This is a genomic window from Rhizobium sp. BR 315 (assembly GCF_050577975.1).
Classification (GTDB): Bacteria; Pseudomonadota; Alphaproteobacteria; order Rhizobiales; family Rhizobiaceae; genus Rhizobium; species Rhizobium miluonense.
The window spans coordinates 153280-170917 of the sequence record NZ_JARWKZ010000008.1 but is presented as its reverse complement, the minus strand read 5'-3'; the positions used below and the strand labels follow the sequence as shown (position 1 = coordinate 170917).

At 60.3% G+C, this 17638-nt stretch carries 19 protein-coding genes and 2 tRNA genes; 9 read left to right on the top strand and 12 right to left on the bottom strand.

Annotated elements, in window-relative coordinates; translation table 11 throughout:
• Nucleotides 1-3 precede the first annotated feature (3 nt).
• Both QD409_RS11890 and QD409_RS11885 read right to left on the bottom strand, forming a co-directional pair.
• A complete protein-coding gene (locus tag QD409_RS11890) occupies nt 4-285 on the bottom strand; it encodes a hypothetical protein (protein WP_092845976.1) in 282 nt (93 codons plus the stop codon).
• 193 nt (nt 286-478) lie between these two features.
• Complete coding sequence (locus tag QD409_RS11885) at nt 479-895, bottom strand: hypothetical protein (protein ID WP_092846027.1); 417 nt, start codon at nt 893-895, stop codon at nt 479-481.
• A gap of 241 nt (nt 896-1136) precedes the next feature.
• On the opposite strand from QD409_RS11885, the gene QD409_RS11880 reads away from it, so the two are divergent.
• Entirely contained in the window at nt 1137-2069 is a 933-nt protein-coding gene (locus tag QD409_RS11880) for a DUF1499 domain-containing protein (protein WP_092845974.1), read from the top strand.
• A gap of 6 nt (nt 2070-2075) precedes the next feature.
• Here QD409_RS11880 and QD409_RS11875 read toward each other — a convergent pair whose 3' ends face one another.
• Together QD409_RS11875 and QD409_RS11870 are read right to left on the bottom strand one after the other, a co-directional pair.
• Nucleotides 2076-2984 carry an MBL fold metallo-hydrolase gene (locus QD409_RS11875; RefSeq protein ID WP_092845972.1) on the bottom strand — a complete coding sequence of 303 codons (909 nt, stop codon included), beginning with the start codon at nt 2982-2984 and terminating at the stop codon, nt 2076-2078.
• On the bottom strand, nt 2981-3283 hold the full coding sequence (locus tag QD409_RS11870) for a cupin domain-containing protein (protein ID WP_092845970.1): 303 nt from the start codon (nt 3281-3283) through the stop codon (nt 2981-2983). The genes QD409_RS11875 and QD409_RS11870 overlap by 4 nt, the downstream gene beginning before the upstream one ends.
• A 158-nt stretch (nt 3284-3441) precedes the next feature.
• On the opposite strand from QD409_RS11870, the gene QD409_RS11865 reads away from it, so the two are divergent.
• Nucleotides 3442-3516: transfer RNA gene (locus QD409_RS11865), tRNA-Gln, on the top strand.
• Nucleotides 3517-3703: 187 nt separating this feature from the next.
• Here QD409_RS11865 and QD409_RS11860 read toward each other — a convergent pair.
• On the bottom strand, nt 3704-4129 hold the full coding sequence (locus tag QD409_RS11860) for a hypothetical protein (RefSeq protein ID WP_430762783.1): 426 nt from the start codon (nt 4127-4129) through the stop codon (nt 3704-3706).
• Nucleotides 4130-4432: 303 nt separating this feature from the next.
• Here QD409_RS11860 and QD409_RS11855 point away from each other — a divergent pair.
• From QD409_RS11855 to QD409_RS11830, 6 genes are all read left to right on the top strand, one after another.
• Nucleotides 4433-4509 (top strand) — tRNA-Pro (locus tag QD409_RS11855).
• Between the two features lie 391 nt (nt 4510-4900).
• On the top strand, nt 4901-5674 hold the full coding sequence (locus QD409_RS11850; RefSeq protein ID WP_092845966.1) for a pentapeptide repeat-containing protein: 774 nt from the start codon (nt 4901-4903) through the stop codon (nt 5672-5674).
• 43 nt (nt 5675-5717) lie between these two features.
• Nucleotides 5718-6245 (top strand): GAF domain-containing protein, encoded by a 528-nt coding sequence (locus tag QD409_RS11845; protein WP_092845964.1) that lies wholly within the window; start codon nt 5718-5720, stop codon nt 6243-6245.
• A 147-nt stretch (nt 6246-6392) separates the two neighbouring features.
• Nucleotides 6393-6842 (top strand): peptide-methionine (R)-S-oxide reductase MsrB, encoded by a 450-nt coding sequence (gene msrB / locus QD409_RS11840; RefSeq protein WP_092845962.1) that lies wholly within the window; start codon nt 6393-6395, stop codon nt 6840-6842.
• Nucleotides 6839-7366 carry a peptide-methionine (S)-S-oxide reductase MsrA gene (gene msrA, locus QD409_RS11835; protein ID WP_092845960.1) on the top strand — a complete coding sequence of 176 codons (528 nt, stop codon included), beginning with the start codon at nt 6839-6841 and terminating at the stop codon, nt 7364-7366. Before msrB ends, msrA begins: the two co-directional genes overlap by 4 nt.
• An 87-nt stretch (nt 7367-7453) precedes the next feature.
• Nucleotides 7454-7882 (top strand): DUF6314 family protein, encoded by a 429-nt coding sequence (locus QD409_RS11830; RefSeq protein WP_092845958.1) that lies wholly within the window; start codon nt 7454-7456, stop codon nt 7880-7882.
• 29 nt (nt 7883-7911) lie between these two features.
• Here QD409_RS11830 and QD409_RS11825 read toward each other — a convergent pair whose 3' ends face one another.
• The 4 genes from QD409_RS11825 to QD409_RS11810 all read right to left on the bottom strand — a co-directional run bounded on the left by QD409_RS11825 (nt 7912) and on the right by QD409_RS11810 (nt 13044).
• Nucleotides 7912-8997 (bottom strand): 3-deoxy-7-phosphoheptulonate synthase, encoded by a 1086-nt coding sequence (locus QD409_RS11825; RefSeq protein ID WP_167667935.1) that lies wholly within the window; start codon nt 8995-8997, stop codon nt 7912-7914.
• A 412-nt stretch (nt 8998-9409) separates the two neighbouring features.
• Nucleotides 9410-10471: a porin gene (locus QD409_RS11820; RefSeq protein ID WP_092845956.1), complete on the bottom strand. Its 1062-nt coding sequence runs from the start codon at nt 10469-10471 to the stop codon at nt 9410-9412.
• Nucleotides 10472-10898: 427 nt separating this feature from the next.
• Nucleotides 10899-11240 (bottom strand): hypothetical protein, encoded by a 342-nt coding sequence (locus QD409_RS11815; RefSeq protein ID WP_092845954.1) that lies wholly within the window; start codon nt 11238-11240, stop codon nt 10899-10901.
• A gap of 241 nt (nt 11241-11481) precedes the next feature.
• Nucleotides 11482-13044: an MFS transporter gene (locus QD409_RS11810; RefSeq protein ID WP_092845952.1), complete on the bottom strand. Its 1563-nt coding sequence runs from the start codon at nt 13042-13044 to the stop codon at nt 11482-11484.
• Between the two features lie 182 nt (nt 13045-13226).
• Here QD409_RS11810 and QD409_RS11805 point away from each other — a divergent pair, with 182 nt between their 5' ends.
• Nucleotides 13227-14150, top strand: coding sequence for a LysR family transcriptional regulator (locus QD409_RS11805; RefSeq protein ID WP_092845950.1), 924 nt, complete (start codon nt 13227-13229; stop codon nt 14148-14150).
• Nucleotides 14151-14286: 136 nt separating this feature from the next.
• Here QD409_RS11805 and cysN read toward each other — a convergent pair whose 3' ends face one another.
• From cysN to QD409_RS11790, 3 genes are all read right to left on the bottom strand, one after another.
• Nucleotides 14287-15777: a sulfate adenylyltransferase subunit CysN gene (cysN, locus tag QD409_RS11800; RefSeq protein ID WP_092845948.1), complete on the bottom strand. Its 1491-nt coding sequence runs from the start codon at nt 15775-15777 to the stop codon at nt 14287-14289.
• Between the two features lies 1 nt (nt 15778).
• Nucleotides 15779-16732: a sulfate adenylyltransferase subunit CysD gene (gene cysD, locus QD409_RS11795; protein ID WP_092845946.1), complete on the bottom strand. Its 954-nt coding sequence runs from the start codon at nt 16730-16732 to the stop codon at nt 15779-15781.
• A gap of 126 nt (nt 16733-16858) precedes the next feature.
• Nucleotides 16859-17596 carry a phosphoadenylyl-sulfate reductase gene (locus QD409_RS11790; protein WP_092845944.1) on the bottom strand — a complete coding sequence of 246 codons (738 nt, stop codon included), beginning with the start codon at nt 17594-17596 and terminating at the stop codon, nt 16859-16861.
• Nucleotides 17597-17638 lie beyond the last annotated feature (42 nt).

The following is a 17638-nucleotide window of genomic DNA, read 5'->3' as shown; positions in this document are numbered from 1 at the left end:
CGTTTAGCGGCGCCAGTAGCCGCGATGATAGTAATATCCCGGACCGCCGACCACGACTGTCGGCCCCCAGAAGAAATCATTGTTGCTTTCCATAAAGGCGCGCTGATCCGCGCGTCGGCTAAGATCCTGATTCATCAGGCAATTGGCAAAATTCTCCGAGCCGCGCTTGAAGCCGTAGCTGCCGCATCTTGCCTCGTCGGCCGCTCGGATTTCCTCGGCCGTCTGGCACGACGAGAGCACGAAGGCGATGGCGAGGAGGGAGAAGATGGAAGCGGCGATACGCATGACTTGATGTCCTGAATGCAGAGATGCAATCATGAATTATAGCGTCGCGGCTGAGCGCGCGAAAGGCCTATCGTCGTCGCAGGCCGGAACGCCAAGAGCAATTCCAGGAAAGGTGCGCAGCGGTTTTCCGTCCGGAATTGCGTAAAAACAACAAGTGAGAGCGGTTCTCAGATCCGTGAAGAACTGAACTGCCCTAGGCTGCTTCTCTCAGCCTTTCAGGCAGCCGCTGCAGCAGGTTGACGAAGGCATCGGCGAAACGCAGCAGGTGTTCGGTTTCCTCATCCGGCTGCAGCAGGTGGATTTCCGCCCCGTCTTCGTCGAGCGCCGCAAAAAGGGTGCGCATCGTCGCGTCCGGTTCCGGAATCCTGATCACCGCCAGCCTGCGGCAATCGGGGATCAAGCCCGTGGCGGGAAGATCGAACAGGAAGTCGCCGCGCACGGACGAGGCCGCGCGTCGTACGGCTTCGCAGAAAGAGGGCTCGCCACCGGAAAAACCTTCGAGCGAAAGCTCAAGTTCGAGAAGCTCGAGCGGCAGGACCGGGTCTGCTGTATCAGCCGCGGCAATGGCCGCTGCCGGCATCGGCTTGGCGGCGATGTCTTGAGAAAGCATCGGTTCCATCTCATCAAGTCCCTTCAAAGCCTCGATAAAACGCCAAAGAATGGCCTTTTTTGGGAATTTAAGCAAGCGCTCACGTTTTTGCGTTAGCTATTACTGGTTTCAGCTTCGACGAGACATCGCTGACAGACGACATGACATTCGATTTATTTTCACCGCTTCTTGCTTTAAACATGGATCACTTTCCGGGATTCGGTGCATCCGGCTTCCGATCCGACGCGCCGCCGAGCCCTTGATGACTATTCGCTTCGACCGTCCCGTTTCACATGCTGCCCGCGCCGCGCGTTTGATTGCCGCCTTTGCGCTGGTGCTCTGCGGGGTGACGCTGATCGGCCATCGTTTCGGGCCTTTGGAAATGCCCTATTTCGTGCTGCTGATCTTGATCTCGGCAGGTTGCGCCGGCGTTGCCGTGTTTTTGGCAGCGATCGGTCTTGCCCAGCTTTGGCAAAACGCTGCCTTCGGCGGCGTCTCGGCCGTCAAGGCAATCCTTTACGCGGCGTTGCCGCTTGCCATTCTCGGCTTCGGCGTCGAGCGCTATTGGAGCCGCCCGCCGATCTACGAAGTGTCGACCGATCTCAATGACCCGCCGGCATGGCTTGCGGCGCCGGACGCCACGCAGATCTGGCTGCCGCCGCGCCATCTGGTGACCCAGCAGGAGCGCGAGGGGCAATTCGAAGCTTATCCCGCCCTGATCAGCCGCCGCTATGAAGGCGCTGCCGACCGCGTGCTGGAGGCTGTGCGCAAGGTGGCGAGGGACAGCCATATCACCATCGTCAAGGCTGAGGGGGCCGACGTCGCCGATCCCAACGGCGCTGCGAAGCCCAAGCGCCGTACCCGTATTCAGACCACCAGGCCGGCGCAGGACGACACCGCCGTCGGCGACATGCCTGATTTTGTCCCGGTACCGACGCCGCGTCCCTTCCGCGATGGTGTCGCCGATCTGATCCGTCAGAATACCGATGTTGTCTTGCAGGGCGAGATGCGTACCCGCATTCTCGGTCTCCCCTGCGATGTGCTGATCCGTCTTCGCGAGGAGGCCGAAACGACGCTCGTCGATATTCGCGTCGCCTCCCGCTACGGACAGAATGATCTCGGTGTCAGCGCCGACACGGCAGATCGCTTTCTGAAGACGCTCGATGCCGAGCTGCTCGGCATCGCGGGAAGCTGAGACGGCTCAGATGGGGCGGTAGGTTCCCGCCAGTGCCGGAGGACCGTCTGTTTCCACGCGCCCCTTCTCAACGAGATCTTCCAGATGCGCCAGTACCGAAAGTGCGGCTGCGCCATGCAGGCGCGGGTCCGTATCGCGATAGATGGCTTTCACCATATCGGGGATCAGGCGGTCGCCGACCTTGATGCGCTCCAGCACGGCGCGCTCGCGCATGCGGCGATGGGTTCTGAGCCCGCGCATGAAAGACGCAGGCTCCTTCACCGGCCCGCCATGGCCCGGCAGGAACAACCGGTCCTCGCGGGCAAGAAGCCGCTCCAGCGAGGCCATGTAATCCGCCATGGATCCATCCGGCGGCGCGACGATCGATGTGGCCCAGGCCATGACGTGATCGGCGGAGAAGACGATGCCGGTGCCGTCGAGCGCGAAGCAGGCGTGGTTTGCCGTATGGCCCGGTGTCAGCAGCGCCGTCATCTGCCAGCCGTCTCCGGAGACGCTTTGGCCGTCGCCAAGCACGATATCCGGCTGGAACTCCATGTCGGAGCTTTCGGCGAAGGGGTTGACCTCGCCCTGATAGAGAGGCCGTGCGGCGCGGTGCGGCCCTTCGCCGACAGTGAGCGCGCCCGTCGCCTCTTTCAGCCGCTTTGCGAGCGGCGAGTGATCGCGGTGGGTGTGGCTCACGAAGATATGGGTGACCTCGCGCCCCTCCAGAGCTGCCATCAAGCCGGCGAAATGCGCCTCGTTTTCGGGGCCAGGGTCGATGACCGCCACGGACGAACCGCCGACGATGTAGCTGTTGGTGCCGTGGAAGGTGAAGGCGCTTGGGTTGTTGACCGTCATGCGTTCGATGCCGGGCGCAACGGGGACAGCGCGGCCATAGGCGGGCTCGAAGGCAAGGTCGAAGTCAGGCGTGCTCATGATTGCTTGTATTCGATTTCGATAAAGGACATCGGCTCCGAGCCGGCATTGACGACGTTATGCTCGACACCCGCCTCGCGCCGATAGGCGGCACCCTTGGCGATGTCGACACGGCGGCTACCATCAGGCTCTTCCAGCAGAAACTGACAATCCGTCATCGGCACGACGACATAACCAAGGCCATGGACATGATGCCCGGTATCGGCGCCCGGCTCGAAATCCCAGCGCGTGATGCGCACCACGGCGTCATCGAGTAGTATAGTAGGAACGGCCGGCGGGCGGGCGCGAAACTGGCTCATCGGGCCTCCTCGTTGGGATTGCGGTGCGGCAAGACCTATCATAGCCGCCCAAAAAGCACACAGAAATATGCGTCCCCGCATAACTTAGTGATTGTGGCGGCAAGCGACCTTTGCTAATCAGACGCCGGTTTGGCGGAGATTGAAGCCATTTCCTCTGTTGGGGCGTCGCCAAGCGGTAAGGCACCGGTTTTTGGTACCGGCATTCCCAGGTTCGAATCCTGGCGCCCCAGCCATTTCCTCTTTCTCATTGTTTTGAGAAAAAGCACTTTGCAATATCTTTGTTGGCGGTCGACTCGCGTTCTTCAAAGCGCTCGCTGCGCTCCCTTTCTTCGTAGTTCAGGGCCCTGGGGGAACCTGCAAACAAAACAGGCGGCCCCTGTAGGCCGCCCGCTGGTATTGTCTCGTGGTGAAGCTTTGGCCTCAATCTGCCTGTTCAGCCTGTTCAGCCTTTTCCGGCGGCGCCAGAAGCTCGGCGCAATAGGAAGAGCCGCTGATACCAGGCTGGTCGCCAAGGATGTGGACCGAACGGATCTCGTAGCTCTGGTCGGTAACGATATCAGCTTTGCAGCTGAGAGAGCGCTTTCCGGTCTTCTTGCCGTCCTTGGTCTTGATGGTGACGTTCTTGTAGCCGCCGCGCCAGGTGTAGACACGGCTGCCGCCGTCGTCGCGGTCGGAGAGTGGCGGGCCGTAGGCTGCGAAGAAGCGCCCGGCGGACTGGCCTTGCCAGCGATCCTGAACGGGGTTCTTTGCCAGCAGCGGCAGGGCCGCTTTCATTGTCGTCGTTGTGGTGCTGCAACCGGCTAGCGCCAGCAACAGTCCCGCCGCGGTGATCATGCGGATATTCATCGTGTCGTCCTTGAGCTTCTGTCTCGCATCGGTCGCAGAAAGCCGCGCTGTCCCACGACGTTTCCACCTGTCCCGCCTAGGGCTTTAGCGCCAAAGCCGGCAAAAGAAAATTCCTATCCGCGTGTACAAGCGGGATTTTACTTGATCTGTTGCGTCTTTTGCACGCTGGCAGTTTCGGCACCTGTTTCCTGCCAATTTTCTAGGCAGATGCGGTTGTAATCTTTTCGTCAAAAATCAAACGCTTTTTTTGAAATTGGTGCTTGTGCATCAAAAATGGCTGGTCTATAGAAGCGCCGCTGGTCACGGAGTGTAGCGCAGTCTGGTAGCGCACCACGTTCGGGACGTGGGGGTCGAGTGTTCGAATCACTCCACTCCGACCAGCTTAAAATACTGATCTTTTTCCCGAAAAATCCCCCATAGAGATATTCTCTCCAATCCCGGTCGCAGGATCGGGTGAACCAGATCCGTTCGCTGTCGCGGCTGCTTGGTTGCCCGCATGGCCGGTAGGTGCTCTGCAATGGCGGGGAATACCGCCCACGCTTGCGGGATGGTCCGAAGGCCAATGACTGTCCTCTTGTTTCCTCGCCGTTAGCATCCGTTCGTCTTTCAGGCACGCTTTTGCAAAACCGGCTCTTTTTGTCGTGCGAAGCACCATATACAAAGGGAGGGCGCGTGCATCCGACTCAGGCTTGGGATGATTTGCGGGCGCTGTAGCGGAGGGATGGTATGAGTCTTGCTGTAGGAGTGGCCGAAACGGCCGGGGAAGGGCGCATGCGTCGGCCGCAACGCTATGGCCTGTGGTCTCGCGCTATCGTCGGGCGCAGGCTGGGGATTGCGACGGGCCTTGGCGTATCGGCCTTAAGTGCCGCATTTCTTCTGGCTTCCAGCGGCAATGCTCTACATGCTGCCGATTGCGGCAACGTCGCAGCGCCGGGTCTCGATTGGAGCAAGTGCAGCAAGACCAACATCATGCTGCAGAACAGCGATCTGCATGGCGCCAATCTTGCCGGCGTCCATTTCGACAGCACGGATCTAAGCGAAACCAACCTGACGTCGGCCAATCTCGAAAAGGCGACACTGGTGCGCGCCTGGTTGAAGAATGCTCATGCCGATGGCGCAAACTTCAAGAAGATCGAGGCCTACCGTTCCGATTTCAGCAATGCGTCTGTCAATGATGCCTCCTTTGCCAATGCCGAGTTGCAGCGGGCTGAATTCGGCGGCGCGCAACTTGCCAATGCGGATTTTCAGAAGGCCGAGCTCGGCCGCGCCGATTTCAACAAGGCGGTGCTGTCAGGCGTGAATTTCTCCTTCGCAAACCTCTCGCGCGCGACGCTGAGCGGCGCTGTGATCCAGGGGCCGGTCTCCTTCAGCGGCGCCTTCCTGTATCTGACCCGCATCGAGGGGCTGGACCTCTCGAATGCGACAGGTCTGCAGCAGGCGCAGCTCAACCTGGCCTGTGGGGACAATGCCACCAAATTGCCATTGTGGCTGACGGCGCCCGCCGCCTGGCCATGCTCACCGGATGACCCGGATGACAAGGACTGATACGGCTGCCGAGGGAAGAGATCCTTAGAGAAGGCGTTATGCGATGTTTGCAGAGAAGACGATCCAGAACGACGGCAAGCCTGAATTCTATCGCGAGCTTGCGCTTCAGCTGCAGGCCTTGCTTGCGGGCGAGGAAGATCCGATCGCCAATGCTGCCAATACATCGGCGCTGATCTTCCAGATGCTGCCGGATCTCAATTGGGCAGGCTTCTATTTCCTGCGCACGAGCGACGAACTGGTGCTGGGCCCGTTCCAGGGCAAGCCGGCTTGCGTGCGCATTGCCGTCGGCCGCGGCGTCTGCGGAACGGCAGTAGAGAAGGCGCGCTCGATCCTCGTCGAGGATGTGCATGCCTTTCCGGGTCATATCGCCTGCGATGCCGCCTCGCGGTCGGAACTCGTGGTGCCGCTCTTCAGCGATGGCCGGGTGTTGGGCGTGATCGATCTCGACAGCCCCATTACCGGTCGTTTCGATGGTGACGATCAGGCCGGCATCGAGGCGCTTGCGGCAATTTATGTCAGTGCTTGCGAAGCGGACGGTCGAGCTGCGGGGCAGGGCGTCACGCACGCGTGATCGATATGGCAAATCGCGTTGGCGATGCCTATATTCGGCTCTGCAATCACTCCCTTAGCGCTGATCGAGCTTTATTCGGCCCTCTCCCATCCTAAAGCAGGACCCGGCCAAGCTCGAAATGCGTGCGGATGGGCAAGGAGAACAACAATGGGCAAATACAGCAAGACGACAGAGGCCATCGCCAAGCTTACCCCCGAGCAATATCGCGTGACGCAGCAGAGCGGCACGGAACGTCCGGGCTCCGGCGAGTATCTCTACAACAAGCAGTCGGGCATCTATGTCGATATCGTCTCGGGCGAGCCGCTTTTTGCTTCTGCGGATAAATTCGATTCCGGCTGCGGCTGGCCGAGCTTCACCAAGCCGATCGAACCCGCCAATGTCAGCGAGCTGACCGACCTGTCGCACGGCATGATGCGCGTCGAAGTGCGCTCGGCAAATGGGGACAGCCATCTGGGTCATGTTTTCCCGGATGGGCCGATCGATCGCGGCGGCCTGCGCTATTGCATCAATTCAGCCTCCCTTCGCTTCGTGCCGCGTGACCGCATGGAAGCAGAGGGCTATGGTGCCTATATCGATCAAGTGGAGGATGTAAGATGACAACGGAACGTGCAGTTCTCGCCGGCGGTTGCTTCTGGGGCATGCAGGATCTCATCCGCCGTTATAACGGCGTCATCTCGACGCGCGTCGGCTATAGCGGCGGCGACGTCCGCAATGCCACCTATCGCAACCACGGCACCCATGCCGAGGCGATCGAGATCATTTTCGATCCACAGAAGATCAGCTATCGCGACCTGCTGGAATTCTTCTTCCAGATCCATGATCCGTCCACAGCTAATCGCCAGGGCAATGATGTCGGCCTGAGCTACCGCTCGGCGATCTTCTACAGTAGCGACGAGCAGAAGCAGGTTGCGCTGGATACGATCGCCGATGTCGACGCCTCCGGCCTGTGGCCCGGCAAAGTCGTCACCGAGGTTGCGCCGGTCAGCGATTTCTGGGAAGCAGAACCGGAACACCAGGATTACCTGGAGCGCTATCCGAACGGCTATACGTGCCATTTCGCCCGGCCCGGCTGGAAGCTGCCGCGCCGGCAGGCTGATACCGCGCAGCGCGCAGCGTCCTGATGGAGGGATCGGCCGGCTTTAGAGCATTTCCAGGAAAAGTGCACAGCGGTTTTCCGTCCGGAATGCGTAAAGAAACAAGAAGATAAAGTGTTTTCGCGATTCGAAGAGAAGCGGAAATTGTCTAGCCAGCTGAAACTCTTTCTCGGCACATGGGAGGTGAGGCGGCGGATCATCGATCGCTTCAATCGCTCCCTGATCACATTCGAGGGACAGGCGTCTGTGACGCCTGTCCAGTTCGAAGAGCACGGCGACACCCGAAGCGATAACGTGACGCTGAGAAGCAGCCGTACCTATCGGCTTGATGACGCAGATGACGATCTCGCCGTGCGTTTCCCCAATCTTTCGGAGTTCATCCGCATCGGCGAAGGCGCGTCGCAGCGTGTCACCCATCTTTGCGGTCCCGATTTCTACCGGGGCCGTCTCTTCTTTCGTAGCCCCAATGCATGGGCTGAGATGTGGCACGTGCGCGGGCCCAGGAAGCATTATCTGAGCCTCGCGCACTATCGACGTGCATAACTCCGCCCGTCCGCTGACGGCGGGCCGATTTATCGCGCCAGTCGTCGCCGTGCCTGCACCGCTTTTGCCAGATCCTCCAGCGTACGGACGGAGGTCGGCCAGTCAATGCAGCCGTCGGTAATGCTTTGGCCATAGACCAGCGGTTTGCCGGGCACGAGGTCCTGACGGCCCGCAACCAGATTGCTTTCCATCATCATGCCTTTGATCCGCCGGTCGCCTGCTGAGACCTGCTCCGCGACGGAGGTGACGACGAGCGGCTGGTTTTCCGGATTCTTGCTGCTATTGGCATGGCTGGCATCGATGATGATCCGCGGCTCGAGCCCGACTTTGAGCGATTGTTCCGCCGTCGCCTGGACGCTCGCAGCATCATAATTGGGCTGCTTGCCGCCACGCAGGATGATGTGGCAGTCCTCATTGCCGCGGGTCGACGCGATTGCGGCAAGGCCTTCCTTGGTCACGGCCGGGAAGTGATGCGGCTGTGATGCCGCGACGATGGCATCGAGTGCGATGCGCACGTCACCATTCGTGCCGTTCTTGAAGCCGACGGGGCAGGATAGGCCCGATGCCAGCTGCCGGTGCACCTGGCTCTCGGTCGTCCTCGCGCCGATCGCACCCCAGCTGACCAGATCGGAAATATATTGCGGCGTGATCGTATCGAGATATTCGCAGCCGGCCGGCAGGCCGATCTCGTTGACGTCGAACAGCAGCTTGCGGGCGATGCGCAGACCTTCCTCGATGCGGTAGCTGCCGTCGAGATGCGGATCGTTGATCAGGCCCTTCCAGCCGACGGTCGTGCGTGGCTTCTCAAAATAGACGCGCATGATGATTTCGAGATCGTCGGCGAAGCGGTCCCGCTGCTCTTTGAGTAGTGCCGCATATTCATGGGCCGCAGCTGGATCATGGATGGAGCAGGGGCCGATGACGGCGATCAGCCGGTCGTCCTCGTCGTGCAGGATATTGTGAACGGCATTGCGCGCCTGTGTGACGGTCGCCGTGACAGCCTCGTCACGGGGGATTTCGTCTATGATCCGAGAGGGCGGCGTCAGCGCCGTGATCTCGACAATGCGCAGGTCATCAGTGGAATTCAGCACGGTATCGGTTCCTTTGAGGGTCATACCGTGGCGACAAAAAAGCCGCCAGGTAGACTAGCGGCTGTTCGGGTCTTTGCTGTCGTGTCTCTTCTAACTACGCACAGGCCCGCCTCCGCTGAGAGCAGCGGTACGAATAAAATCGCGAGGCATATGCATAGTTGTTCGACATGAGCTGTCTCTACGACAAAAAATGCTGGATGTCGATGCCGTTGAAGGGGGAGAAATACGAGTGTTCAGACGGTACCGCCGTCGATCGCTTGGCAGTTGAAGCACGGGCTCATTGGCTGCGGTTCCGGCCACGATCGCAAGCCATCGCAGTGGCGCTGGATGAAACGACAAACCTCCTCTCGGAAGGACCGGTCCGACTTCGCTGGAAGCCGGACCAGTCCCCATCCGATCAGGGGTCAAGTCAGATCAGATCCTCGGGAAAGAGGTCTTAGAAGCTGCGCTGGAAGCGCAGGATACCGGCCCACTGGTCCTGATTGATGGAGTCCCAGTTGGTGTAGGATACTTCCGGCTGAACCAGAAGGCTCTTGACCGGGTTCCAACGGAGGTTTGCGGTTGCCGCGAAGATCTTCGAGTCGGTGTAGGCAACCTGAGCGTTAGCCTGCAGCTTTTCGTTGATCGGAACGGTTACGCCGCCCCAAGCAGCCCAGTCGCCCCAGCCGATGTTGGAGGCGGCGCCGGAACCGTTGGCGCTTGCGTACTTGTTCAGCTTGTCGCCGTTGGTGTTCCAGCCGCCCATCAAGAAGGCCTTGAAGACGCCGAAGTCGGCATCGACGCGAGCCTTGACTGCGCCTTCTTCGACGATGGAGTCATAACCGCCAACGACCTTGAAGCCGAAGTTGCCGGCCTTGTAGCCAGCACCGGCGACAACGTCAGGAGCGTAGTGGTTGGAACTGTCTTCGCCGTTGACGCCGGTAGCGCCCGTGCCCGAGTTGCTGTCTTCAACCGAGATAACAGCCGTGAAGCCGTTGCCGGCATCGTAGTTGTAGGTCAACTGGTTGAGTTCGTACGGGCCGTCATAGACGACGTCGTCGTTGATGACGTTGCCAGCGTAACCCATGTAGGAGTTATACTGCGAGTCGAGCTTGCCGACGGTGAAGCCGCCGAGGCTGATGTAGGCAGCGACCATCTTCGTGGAGGTCGAGCCGCCGTCCTGCCAATCCCAACGCATAAGGGTGTTGGTCTTCAGCGGGCCGTACTCGGTGTCGGAAGCGGTGTCGATGCTCAACTGAGCGCGGGTGTGCCACAGCGTGCCGAAATGGGTGTCCGGGGCATAAGCGTTGAACCACTTGCCTTCGGTACGGACCATGCCGCCGATCTTGAGGCAGGTTTCCGTGCCCGGGATGAAGAAGTAACCAGCGCCGTATGCGTCGCAGATGCGGACGTATTCGAGCGGTTCCGGCTCAGCGGCGACGATGGCATCAGCTGCCTGAGCGCCGGAAACTACTGCGAGAGCAGCAGCGGAGCCGAGAAGAAGGCTCTTGATGTTCATGAAAACTCCAATCCATAATAGATTGGGCACAGGCAACCGCGCCGAAAAACCGACGTGCCTTAACCCTATCCCTGTTTAAATACCCCGACTCGGGAGAAACGGGCCCCACCCGCTTCTGGTCGTTATTAAAGACGAATTCCTGTAAAGTTATATGATATATTTTTCTCAGAACGGTTTTTCCGTCATTTAAAAAATTTAGTTGCGCGAATGCCACAGATACAAACGTAGATAGTAAGTATTGCATAATATTGGTGACGTAATAGTCATTTGGGAAAACGAAATAATCGAATTCGGAGCTTAAAAACGTGCCGGATATAATTGAGTGATCGCTAAAAGATGAGGCGATTGGCGCGATCCATTCAAACGGATCTAGCAAACCCTCTAAAGTGGCGAGGGTGTCCCGTAACGAATAACGCGTTTTCCGATGCTATGCCGTTCGCTTGGAGGCCGAGCTTAGCAGCTTGCTCAACACCGAGCCGAGCATGATGCCCCACAACCCGCTGATCATGCCGACGACGATGTCGAGCGTCGAGCCGTAATTGCCGTTTGCCAGGAAATGCGAAAAGCAGAGTACCAGCACGCTGCCGATCATCAGCAGGCAGGTGAAGGATGGGGATTGCGGATAGGCGAGGCGGGCAAGCATGCCTGCAAGGCAAAGCGCCCCGGCGCGGAAAATGTCGAAAGGATTACCAAGCGCGGCCTGCCAATTGAGATGCGCAAAGGTCACGGCAACGAGCGCCGCGATATAAGTCCATGCGATAATCTTCAAAAACCGGTCTGATATCATGGGGATTTGATATAGCAGCGGCGCGCCCAAACGCCAGCCTCGCACCGTTGCGAAGAGGGAGGCGCATCGCGTTGGGGCGCGCACATTTTATGTGGTTGCGAAACATTATGTTGCGCCGCGAGTGCGCTTTCGGCGCTTTTCAGCCTTCGAATTGCCGCCTTGTCGTGTCGGGACGCTCCATGGGCCGGTCGGAATTGTTGTCCCAACCGGCCCATGAAATTGCTTAGGCTTTCGATATGCGGAGCTCTTCTTCTTCCGGCAACAATGGGGCAGCGTCCTCCGCCATATCGTTCGATGCTCCCCGGCCGAGGAAGGAGAAAACCACGATTGCGGTGATGGTCGTGATCGCGGTCAGGAGCCAGAGCAGCGCGCTGAAAGCATCGCCGTAACCGTGGATCAGCGCGTCATGACCGATCGCCGGCACATTTGATGCGGCGGCAGCAAGGTCGCCAGTGACGAGCCGTTGCGCGGCGGCCGAAGCCTGCTCGCCGGCCGGTGCCCCGAGTTTTGACTGGATGAAGGCGGAGAGGATGGCGCTGACGACGGCAAGGGCAACGCCTTCGCCGGCAACGCGCGTGGTGCTGAAGATGCCCGTTGCCATACCGGCCCGCTCTTTCGGAACGACGCTGACGGCCAGGCCATCCATCAGGCCCCAGGGCAGGCTGATGCCGATGCCGATCATCAAGAGCGGACCGATCAATGCCTGCGGTGCCGAACCGGCGGCGAAATGGCTGAGCCAGAAGAGACCTGCCGCTGAAATGAGAAGACCACCGCCGCAGATCGTTGCTGCGCTGAACCAGCGGGTCAGAAGACCGGCAATAACCGGCAGGATGAGAAGGGGCGCCGAAAGAGCGATCATCATCCGCCCGGCAGCAATCTCGCTCATACCCTCAATGCCGACAAAGCGCACGGGCAGCAGGATCAGCAGCACCACGAAGGCGTAGGCGGGCGCCGCCGCGAGCAGCTGCACGCCGACGAAGCGCGGATAGCGAAACAAGGTAAGATCCAGCATCGGCCTTTTCACCGAGCGTTCGATGATGCCGAAGGCGAGGAACAGCAACGCAGCGCCGGCCAGCAGCGCGATGACCAGCAGATCGCTCCAGCCGGTCTCCGGTGCACGCAGCACGCCATAGGTGAAGAGCGTCAGCGCAAGTGTGAAGCTCAGCGCTCCCGGCCAGTCGAGCCCGGTTGCGTCAGGGTCGCGGGATTCGCGCAGGAAATAGGCAGCCAGGCCAAGGGAGAGGAGCGCCAGAGCCACGACGAGCAGGAAGATCGACGGCCAGCCGAAGGCGTCGATCATCAGGCCGGATGCGATCGGCCCGAAGGCGAGGCCGACGCCAAAGCTGGAGCCGACGATGCTGAAAGCCCGCATGCGCGCAGTGCCGTCGAACTCCTGGGCGAGCGACGCCATGCCGCCTGAGAAGGCGGCGGCGGCGCCAAGACCTTGCAGTGCCCTTAATATGTCGAACAAGACGATATCGCCGGCGAAAGCCAGTCCGGCGGAGAACAATGCGAAGCAGCCGACGCCGGTCAGGAAGATGCGCCGACGTCCGAAGCTGTCGGCAAGCGCGCCGGCGGCCATTAGGCTGCTGCCGAAGGTCAACATGAAGGCATTGGTCACCCAGTTGAGAGCGATTGGACTGCCACCAAGCGATCGGCTGATGGCCGGCAGCGCAACGGCCGGGCCTGTGAATGTCAGCGGCATCGCTGCCGCCGCGCAGCAGACTGCGATGAGAACAAAGAATTTTTCGGTCGGACTTGCGACCTTTGTCTTGGGCGAGGTCATCGTCGGGTTTTCCGTTGGGTTCGAGCAAGGAGAACCGTGGGCGTTCCTGGGAGTGGATGCGAGCCGAGCGCTGCGGCCCACGGGCTTTGAGGGACCCCAGCAAGATAGTTTTGCTGTAATCTTATGATAATGAGGCTATTGCTCCATATATACCGGAAGAAAACGCTCGAATGGAGTAACCCATGGATCGCTTGAGTGGCCTGCATGCTTTCGTCCGGACGGCGGATCTCGGCAGTTTCGCAGCCGCCGGTCGTGTGCTCGGTCTTTCGGCCTCTGCGGTGGGCAAGGCAGTCAGCAATCTGGAGCGCCAGCTCGGCGTTCGGCTGTTGCAGCGCTCCACCCGCAGCATCCGGCTGACGGAGGAAGGACGCCTCTTTCACGAGCGCTGCCGACGCGTGCTCGACGATCTCGACGATGCCCAGGCCTCGCTCGCTCAGGCAGTGGCGGTGCCGCGCGGGCGGCTACGCGTCAGCGTGCCCATCGTCAGCTATCATTTCCTGTTGCCCGTGGTGCCGGAGTTCGTGGAGCGCTATCCCGAGGTCGAACTCGATATCGATTTCAACGACCGCATCGTCGATATGATCGAGGAAGGGGTCGATGTCGCGATCCGTAGCGGCGATCTGCCGGATTCGCGGTTGATGTCGCGCACCCTGCGGCCATTCCAGATGCTGCTTTGCGCAGCTCCCTGCTATCTCGAACGCCACGGTATTCCCGATTGCCCGCGTGCGCTCAACGAGCATTCCGCGGTACGGTTCCGGTTTCCCAATAGCGGCAAGCTGCAGGAATGGCCGCTAAGCCTGCCGGAAGCGGAGCCGGAGCTGCGCATGCGCACCGCCTTTTCCTGCAACAATATGGAGGCCGTGCGCGGCGCCACCGTCGCCGGGCTCGGGATCGGATGCATGCCGGATTTCCTCGTGCGCAGTTCGCTTGCCGAAGGAAAGCTGCAAACCGTTCTCGACGACTTCATCGATGAACCCGGCCACTTCCATATGCTTTGGCCATCAAGCCGGCATCTGTCGCCCAAGGTCCGCGTATTTGTCGATTTTCTTGGAGAGCGGCTCTTTGCAAAAAGCTGCGAAGCTTTGCCGGGGGCATCCGTGGCATAAAAAAGACCGGCTGGCCGGTTTCAGTTTGAGAATTCTGGCTTGAGATTGCCAGCAAACGCGGATCGCAGCCGCCCCGCCATTCCGGGGGCGAGGCCGACCTTGGTCGGCCTCGTTGTCACTCGGTATTAAGCCACGATCAAATGTCGCTGGCTGCGTTCGCCCAGATCTCGGCTGCTTGCGCCGCGGTAACACGGCGCACTTCCGTTTCATCGCGGCGGCTGGCGAAGAGTTCGCTTGCCATGATCTGCTCGGCGAGGTCGGCCGGCAGGGACAGGAGAACCCGCTGGCCGTCCTTATGGATGCCGCCGCGGTCGGAGCGCTTGCCGGTGATCATACCGCCGGCAACCGTATTGTTGCTTTCGGGGTCGATCAGAATGAACGAGCCAGTCGAACGGTTCTGCTCATAGGGATCGAAGATGGCGGCTTCGTCGAAAGTCAGGCGGACTTTGCCGATGGCATTCATCCAGAGCGTCTGCGCCGGTGCCCAAGCGCCGGTTTTGAGTTCGAGCTGAGCGATCGGCTGCACTTGGACGCGCTGGCGGCGGCTGCCGCTCTTCAGCCAGTAGCGCTTGCCGGGTTCGATCCCTTCCGGCTGCAGTGCGACGATCTGGGCATCGAAGGAGAGACCGGATTGCGGCTGGTTGTCGATGGCGACGATCATGTCGCCACGGGACACGTCCACCTGGCGATCGAGAACGAGCGTGATGGCATCGCCGGCAACAGCCGCGTTGCGCACCAGATCGAAAGTGACGATCTTCGAGACATTGGCGACCATGCCCGACGGCAGGATCATGACGCTGTCTCCCGGCTTCACCGAGCCGCCGGCAACCGTGCCCTGATAGCCGCGGAAGCTTTCGCCTGGGCGGGAGACGCGCTGCACCGAAAGGCGGAAGCCAACCGTCTGTGCCGAGCGGACGGTGGCCAGTTCCAGCGCTTCGACCAGCGTCGGACCGTTATACCAGGGCATGACCGCCTGGCCGGAATAGACGACATTTTCTCCCTTCAGCGCCGACATCGGGATGGCCGTGATCTGCTTGACGCCGAGCGAGAGAGCGAATTCGCGGAATTCGTTGGCGATCTTCTCGAAGCCGGCACGGTCGTAATTCGTCAGGTCGATCTTGTTGATGGCCAGCACGAACTGCTTGATGCCGAGCAGCGATGCAATCGTCGCATGCCGGCGGGTTTGTTCGAGGATGCCCATACGCGCATCGATCAAAAGCACGGCGAGATCGGCGGTGGAAGCGCCGGTTGCCATGTTGCGGGTATATTGCTCGTGGCCGGGCGTGTCGGCGACGATGAAAGAGCGCTTGTCGGTCGAGAAATAGCGATAGGCGACATCGATGGTGATGCCCTGTTCGCGCTCGGCCTGCAGTCCGTCGAGCAGCAGTGCGAAGTCGGGCAGGCCGAGATCGTTCTGCTTGCCGGTGGAATCGCGCTGAAGGGTTGCGGCCTGGTCTTCCTTGACTGCTTTGGTATCCCAGAGAAGACGACCAATCAGCGTAGACTTGCCGTCATCGACGCTACCGCAGGTGATCAGGCGAAGGGGGCGCGAGTCGCGAAGTGCCTTGGCAGGCTCGACGGCAGGCCCAACAGCGGGCAAGGTGACGACGTTTGCGTTTACGGTCATCTCAGAAATATCCTTCGCGCTTCTTCTTTTCCATGGAGCCGGACTGGTCGCGGTCGATGGCGCGGCCCTGCCGTTCGGAAACCGTGGCGATTTCCAGCTCTGCAATAACGTCTTCAAGGGTTGTGGCGGTGGAGCGGATTGCGCCGGTCAGCGGGAAGCAGCCGAGCGTGCGGAAGCGGATGAGCTCCTCGCGCTTGACCTCATCCGGCAGCAGTTCGAGCCGCGGGTCGGCCGCCATGATCATCATGCCGTCGCGCTCGACGATCGGGCGCCTTGCGGCGAAATAGAGCGGCACGATCGGAATATTTTCGGCCTGGATGTAGCGCCAGATATCGACCTCGGTCCAATTGGAGAGCGGGAAGACGCGAACGCTTTCGCCTTTGCGGATCTGGCCGTTATAAACGTTCCAGAGTTCCGGGCGCTGATTGCGTGGATCCCAGCGATGGTCCGGCGTGCGGAAAGAGTAGATGCGCTCCTTGGCGCGCGAGGCTTCCTCGTCGCGGCGGGCGCCGCCGAAAGCGGCATCGAACTGGCCGGCATCGAGTGCCTGGCGCAGCGCCTCAGTCTTCATGATGTCGGTATAGCGCGCCGAGCCATGGGTGAAGGGCGTAATGTTCTCCGCCTTGCCGCGCGGATTGATGTGCTCGATCAGGTCGAGATCGTACTTCTTCACGATCTCGTCGCGGAAGGTGATCATCTCGGCGAATTTCCAGCCGGTGTTCACATGCAAGAGCGGGAAGGGGACGCGGCCGGGATAGAAGGCCTTGCGTGCCAGATGCAGCAGGACAGAGGAATCCTTGCCGATCGAATAGAGCATGACGGGACGCTCAAATTCGGCCGCTACCTCGCGGAAGATATGGATGGACTCGTTTTCAAGCGCCTTCAGATGCGGATCGAGCGGTGGCTTGGTGCTTTGCGGATTGGAGATTTCCGTATCCGGACGGCTATCGGGCATTTATCACTCCAGAACTTTCAAATGTCCCGACCGAAGGTTGGCCGGAAAGAATGGATGCGTTGGCTTCCAGTTGATCGGCGGCGTAGGGGACGCGCTTCGAATCGATGCCGGGAACCGGCGGGTATATCATTGGGCTGCGGCCGTGCCTTCTTCGTGAACATGCAAGCCACATTCGCGCTTTTCGTCGTTTTCCCACCACCAGCGGCCGGCACGCTCGGGCTCGCCCGGCTTGATGGCGCGGGTGCATGGCTCGCAGCCAATCGACGGATAGCCGCGTGCATGCAGCGGGTTCACCGGAACGCTGTTGTCGGCGACATAAGCGCGGATGGCATCGATGTCCCAGTCGGCCAGCGGGTTGATCTTGAACAGGTTGCGCTCGGGATCGAACTCGGCAAACGGCGTATCGGCACGATTGGCGGACTGGCCGCGGCGCAGGCCGGTGATCCAGATGCTGGCGCCCGAAAGTGCACGCGCAAGCGGCTTCAGCTTGCGCACGCCACAACAGGCATGCCTGGCTTCGACGCTTTCGTAGAAACCGTTCAGACCGTATTTTGCCGCATAGGCTTCGATATCTGCTTGTTCCGGCTCGTAACGGACGATGCGGATATCGTACTGGCTCTCCGTCTCATCGATCAGGGCGAGTGTTTCCGGAAAGAGACGGCCGGTCTGCAGCGTCGCCACTTCGATCGGCAGGCGGTGATTGCCGATCTCCGCCGTGATCACCTGGTCCTCTATCCCAAGCGACGTCGTGAAGACGACGCGCTCGCCAAGGCCGGCGACGAGAGACAGACGGCCGGCAAGATCGAGCGATGCGAGCTGGCTGTTGAGCGTCGCGGCATCTTCAATTGATGTAATGGCAGTCATGGGGGATCCTGTCCTGATATTGCCCGGAGTATCGCAGCTCGC